8 protein-coding genes are annotated in these 5,113 nt (G+C 47.9%); all 8 read left to right on the top strand.

What is annotated here, in order from left to right; genetic code table 11:
* The coding region (locus tag K0778_RS24780) for a site-specific DNA-methyltransferase (protein WP_153449151.1) at positions 1 to 630 on the top strand (630 nt) is incomplete at its 5' end.
* A gap of 66 nt (positions 631 to 696) precedes the next feature.
* On the top strand, positions 697 to 912 hold the full coding sequence (essD, locus tag K0778_RS24775; RefSeq protein WP_000839596.1) for a phage lysis protein EssD: 216 nt from the start codon (positions 697 to 699) through the stop codon (positions 910 to 912).
* Entirely contained in the window at positions 912 to 1,409 is a 498-nt protein-coding gene (rrrD, locus tag K0778_RS24770; RefSeq protein ID WP_063117278.1) for a lysozyme RrrD, read from the top strand. The genes essD and rrrD overlap by 1 nt, the downstream gene beginning before the upstream one ends.
* An 88-nt stretch (positions 1,410 to 1,497) precedes the next feature.
* Positions 1,498 to 1,956 carry a lysis protein gene (locus K0778_RS24765; protein WP_063117277.1) on the top strand — a complete coding sequence of 153 codons (459 nt, stop codon included), beginning with the start codon at positions 1,498 to 1,500 and terminating at the stop codon, positions 1,954 to 1,956.
* 201 nt (positions 1,957 to 2,157) lie between these two features.
* Positions 2,158 to 2,655, top strand: coding sequence for a KilA-N domain-containing protein (locus K0778_RS24760; protein ID WP_063117276.1), 498 nt, complete (start codon positions 2,158 to 2,160; stop codon positions 2,653 to 2,655).
* Positions 2,652 to 2,921: a hypothetical protein gene (locus tag K0778_RS24755; RefSeq protein ID WP_001283923.1), complete on the top strand. Its 270-nt coding sequence runs from the start codon at positions 2,652 to 2,654 to the stop codon at positions 2,919 to 2,921. The genes K0778_RS24760 and K0778_RS24755 overlap by 4 nt, the downstream gene beginning before the upstream one ends.
* Positions 2,922 to 3,794: 873 nt before the next feature.
* Positions 3,795 to 4,199 carry a hypothetical protein gene (locus K0778_RS24750; RefSeq protein WP_000240372.1) on the top strand — a complete coding sequence of 135 codons (405 nt, stop codon included), beginning with the start codon at positions 3,795 to 3,797 and terminating at the stop codon, positions 4,197 to 4,199.
* A gap of 401 nt (positions 4,200 to 4,600) precedes the next feature.
* The coding region (locus K0778_RS24745; protein ID WP_153520326.1) for a DNA-packaging protein at positions 4,601 to 5,113 on the top strand (513 nt) is incomplete at its 3' end.

Genomic DNA, 5,113 nt, shown 5'->3' with positions numbered 1-5,113 from the left:
GGCAAAAGTGACGGCTATGCGGCAAAAGAAAGGGAACTCAAACAGCACATAATGGCACCGCTGATATCGTATTTCAGGGATGCTCGTGCCGAACTGGGTATAACGGCAAAACAAATTGCCGAAGCCACAGGTAAGAAAAATATGGTTTCCCACTGGTTTGGTGCCAGTCAGTGGCAGTTGCCGAATGAGGCTGACTATCGGAAGTTACAGGCACTGTTTTCCCGTATAGCGGCAGAGAAGTTTCAGGAACAACAACTGGAACAACCACACCACCAGCTGGTGGCATCTTATGATTCACTGAATCGCAAATATTCTGAATTGCTGGATGAGTTTAAATCTCTCCGGCGCTATTTCTCCGTATCAGTCTCCGTGCCTTATACCGATGTCTGGATGCATAAACCCGTTCAGTTCTACCCGGGTAAACATCCGTGTGAGAAACCGGCGGATATGCTCAGGCAAATAATCAATGCCAGTAGTCGACCTGGTGGTCTGGTTGCTGATTTTTTTATGGGATCCGGTTCCACAATAAAAGCAGCAATGGCGCTGGGGCGTCGGGCCTTAGGTGTTGAGCTTGAGTCAGAGCGGTTTAACCAGACAGTGAAAGAGATAAATGAGCTGGTGGGGAAATAATCTGGTGGCCACGCAGGTGGCCTTTTTATTTCCATTACACAGCACCCGCATCTGCGAGGTGGGGTTATGAAATCCATGGATAAGTTAACAACGGGTGTCGCCTATGGCACCTCAGCAGGTAGTGCCGGTTACTGGTTTTTACAGCTGCTCGATAAAGTCACGCCCTCACAGTGGGCAGCAATAGGTGTGCTAGGTAGCCTGGTATTTGGCCTGCTGACGTACCTGACAAACCTTTATTTCAAGATTAAAGAAGATAAGCGCAAGGCTGCGAGAGGTGAATAATGCCTCCATCATTACGAAAAGCCGTTGCTGCTGCTATTGGTGGCGGGGCTATTGCTATAGCATCTGTGCTAATCACTGGCCCAAGTGGTAACGATGGTCTGGAGGGTGTGAGACATAATCCTTACAAAGACATAGTTGGTGTATGGACTGTATGTTACGGGCATACAGGAAAAGACATCATTCCTGGTAAAACGTATACCGAAGCAGAGTGCAAAGCCCTCCTGAATAAAGACCTTGCCACTGTCGCCAGACAAATTAACCCGTACATCAAAGTCGATATACCGGAAACAACGCGCGGCGCTCTTTACTCATTCGTTTACAACGTGGGTGCTGGCAATTTTAGAACATCGACGCTTCTTCGCAAAATAAACCAGGGCGATATCAAAGGCGCATGTGATCAGCTACGTCGCTGGACATATGCTGGCGGTAAGCAATGGAAAGGTCTCATGACTCGTCGTGAGATTGAGCGTGAAATCTGTTTGTGGGTGCAACAATGAGCATGATTTGCTTTTTCATGGCAGCGTTGCTCGCATTCAATGGCAACGATGCGTGGCCGTGGTTTCTGGCCGTTGGAGTGTTGATGTCATGAGTCGGTTAACCGCGATTATCTCCGCTCTGGTTATCTGCATCATCGTCTGCCTGTCATTGGCTGTTAATCATTACCGTGATAACGCAATCGCCTACAAAGAGCAGCGCGATAACAAGGCCAGTGAACTGGAGAAGGCGAACGCCACCATCGCTGACATGCGGAAGCGTCAACGTGATGTAGCAGAACTCGACGCAAGATACACAAAGGAGCTTGCTGATGCTAACGCGACTATCGAAAGTCTCCGTGCTGATGTTTCTGCTGGGCGTAAGCGCCTGCAAGTCGCCGCCACCTGTGCAAAGTCAACGACCGGAGCCAGCGGCATGGGCAATGGAGAAAGCCCAGGACTTACAGCAGATGCTGAACTCAATTATTACCGTCTCCGAAGTGGAATCGACAAGATAACCGCGCAGGTTAACTACCTGCAGGAATACATCAGGACGCAATGCCTGAAATAATTTTTTTGCAAATCACAAAGTCCATTTAATGAGCCTCGCGATGCGGGGCTTTTTGCAATAAATGCGTACCGCAACGCATGTTTTTTACACCGAACCTGCCCCTTTGGAATGGGCCTTTGAGGATACCAGTTAGTGCTGGCGAGCCTCGGTGGGCTGGTTTCCTGTGCGGCAAAGGTTCATTTCAAAGAGTAGGTACACGCTATGAAATCATTAACCCTCTTCAATCAACCAATTCGTATCGGTGAAGATGGCATGATCTGCCTCACTGATATGTGGAAAGCCAGTGGTAAAAGTGAATCTGAATCGCCTTACCACTACCTGCGAAACAAGCAGACCAAAGAGTTCTTAGCCGAGCTGGAGAAAAACCACGAATCTGTGGTTTTTACTGAGCGCGGTGTACACGGTGGAACATATGGCGGGAAGTTTGTTGCTTACGATTATGCGGCTTGGTTAAACCCCGGGTTCAAGTACGCGGCCTATAAAGTCCTCAATGACTACTTCACCGGAGAACTTCAGCATCGCAACAGCTTAAGTGCGCAGCTCAACATGAAATGTCATGAGTTTGACCAGAAGAAAGACATGGCGAGCTTCTGCGGACAAGGGCTGGCAGCATGGCGCTATACGAAGCCAGTGTTGGTCGCTGAGATTAACTCCCTGGCTAACCAGCTGCAGATTACGATCCCCGGGCTTCCGGGATGAGTGATCGTGTCATTGAATGCGCCTCCAGAGCGGGGCGCGACTTCTCAGAGTTCATGAAAGGCGAGAAGGGCATGATGGAAGCATTGGCCTCGGTGGATGAGTTTGGCGAGCAGCTGCGCCTCAACGGCTGTGTCAATCATCACTTTGTTAGCTACATGATGCGGAACTCGATCATGCAGGCATTCATGGACATGGCAAAAGCCGAGAGGAAAGAAGAGCGCCGGCGTAAGCGAGCGGAAGCAAAAGCAAAAGCAAAAGTGAAGTAGCCATTACAAAGCCCATTTACGGGTGGGCTTGATAATGAAACCGGAATTTATTCTGGGCCACCAGTTAACGGCAGTACCACGAAACAACCCAAGCCAGTAAGTGGGGAAATAACACTGGCAGCCACTGAAAGATGAAGCTCCTGCCTTAAGGCAAAAAAGATTCTTTGTGGTGGCGGACTGATGGAAAGACATCGGTTATTGCAGAGGCCATTCAATGAGTGGTCTCGACAATGGCTTATACCCTACACGGGATAACTTAACTGATATCCCTTTTAACGGATAAAGGTATTCAAGCCTGACACATCATGCGCTGTATCGTCGCTGTATTCCCGCATTAACCATGACCGTAGCCCGACGGGGAACTCCTTCTGCACGAGTGTGCGGAAAATCAAAGAATTACGAGAACTACTCAATGACTCTCCATTACAAAGTCTATCTGCGGGGGGCTTGATAAAGGTGCTTTCACCTCGCTTAGCATGGTATGTTCTGACTACCAACTTTTTGGGAGGACACATGGAACTGATAAATGGACGGCCAGGCAGAGATTTTATAGTGGGAACATATACCTACTCAGAAATTAAAGATCTTAACTTCATGGCTAAGGAAGAGAAAAGAGCTCGTGAAGAGCTAAAGCATCGGGGTTACGAATTGGCGTATATCAAGGCGGACTCTGAATGTAACGGGATGTTTGTCAGGGCGTACCGGGTCTATACTGACAAAGCGCCATCTAATGTCTAAATATACCTCGGGCGGTTTTTTACGTTCATTACCGTACGCAATTACAGCAGGCATTCATTGAGTGCCTGTGATAATGATTTATCAACGTGCTTGCAAACGGTATTCTAGACCTCCAATTATCCTAAGGAGGTTTTTGTGGTTAAAAATTTAGAATACATGAAGGGGATGCTTGAGGTATTTTTGAAAGCGAAAACTCCCTTTATATCTACAAAAGACTTAGCTAATGCGGGGTACGATATCTGCTCGAATGAAGGGATGTTTCATTATCTACTTCTTATTGAGCAAGGTTATATCAGTAATAAAGATCTAATAACGGATGACATAACTAAACTGGGCTACATGCGCCATTGTGGCCATATGCTAGATATGGGTACCGACGTGCGACTATCTGCGCAGGGACAAGAATTCGCCCAGGCATTAAATGAACCTACGGTTTTTGAGAAATTAAAGTCAATGAGCGATGCCCCTTTGAGTACAATCAAAGATGTTGGGCTGGAGTTAACGAAGGCCTATTTAAAGAAGAAATTTGGCCTCGAGTAAAATTTCTACCCTCACGAGTTAAGTTGTTTTGTGATGGTTATTCGCAATGAATATCTTTAGCCACTGGCATTTGCTGGTGGTTTTTTTATGCGCATCCCTCGCGCACCACAAAGGGAGTCTTTCAGTAGTGATTCTGAATATCAGTGTGATAAACGTATTTGACAATCATTATCATTTTTGGTGGGTCCTTTCCGGCGATCCGACAGGTTACGGGGCGGCGACCTCGCGGGTTTTCGCTATTTATGAAAATTTTCCGGTTTAAGGCGTTTCCGTTCTTCTTCGCCGTAACCTAATGTTTTTATTTAAAACACCCCCTGAAAAGAAAGGAAACGACAGGTGCTGAAATCGGGCTTTTTGGCCTCTGTCGTTTCCTTTCTCTGTTTTTGTCCGTGGAATGAACAATGGAAGTCAACAAAAAGCAGCTGGCTGATATTTTCGGTGCGAGTATCCGTACCATTCAGAACTGGCAGGAGCAGGGAATGCCCTTTCTGCGAGGCGGTGGCAAGGGTAATGAGGTGCTTTATGACTCTGCCGCCGTTATAAAATGGTATGCCGAAAGGGATGCTGAAATTGAGAACGAAAAGCTGCGCCGGGAGGTTGAAGAACTGCGCCAGGCCAGCGAGGCAGATCTCCAGCCAGGGACTATTGAGTACGAACGCCATCGACTTACGCGTGCGCAGGCCGACGCACAGGAACTGAAGAATGCCAGAGACTCAGCTGAAGTGGTGGAAACCGCATTCTGTACTTTCGTGCTGTCGCGGATCGCAGGTGAAATTGCCAGTATTCTCGACGGGATCCCCCTGTCGGTGCAGCGGCGTTTTCCGGAACTGGAAAACCGACATGTTGATTTCCTGAAACGGGATATCATCAAAGCCATGAACAAAGCAGCCGCGCTGGATGAACTGATACCGGGG

The organism is Escherichia sp. XD33, assembly GCF_019375075.1.
Taxonomy (GTDB): Bacteria; Pseudomonadota; Gammaproteobacteria; order Enterobacterales; family Enterobacteriaceae; genus Enterobacter; species Enterobacter flexneri_A.
Note: the sequence above shows the minus strand (reverse complement) of the source record. Positions and strands in the feature narration are given on the sequence as shown.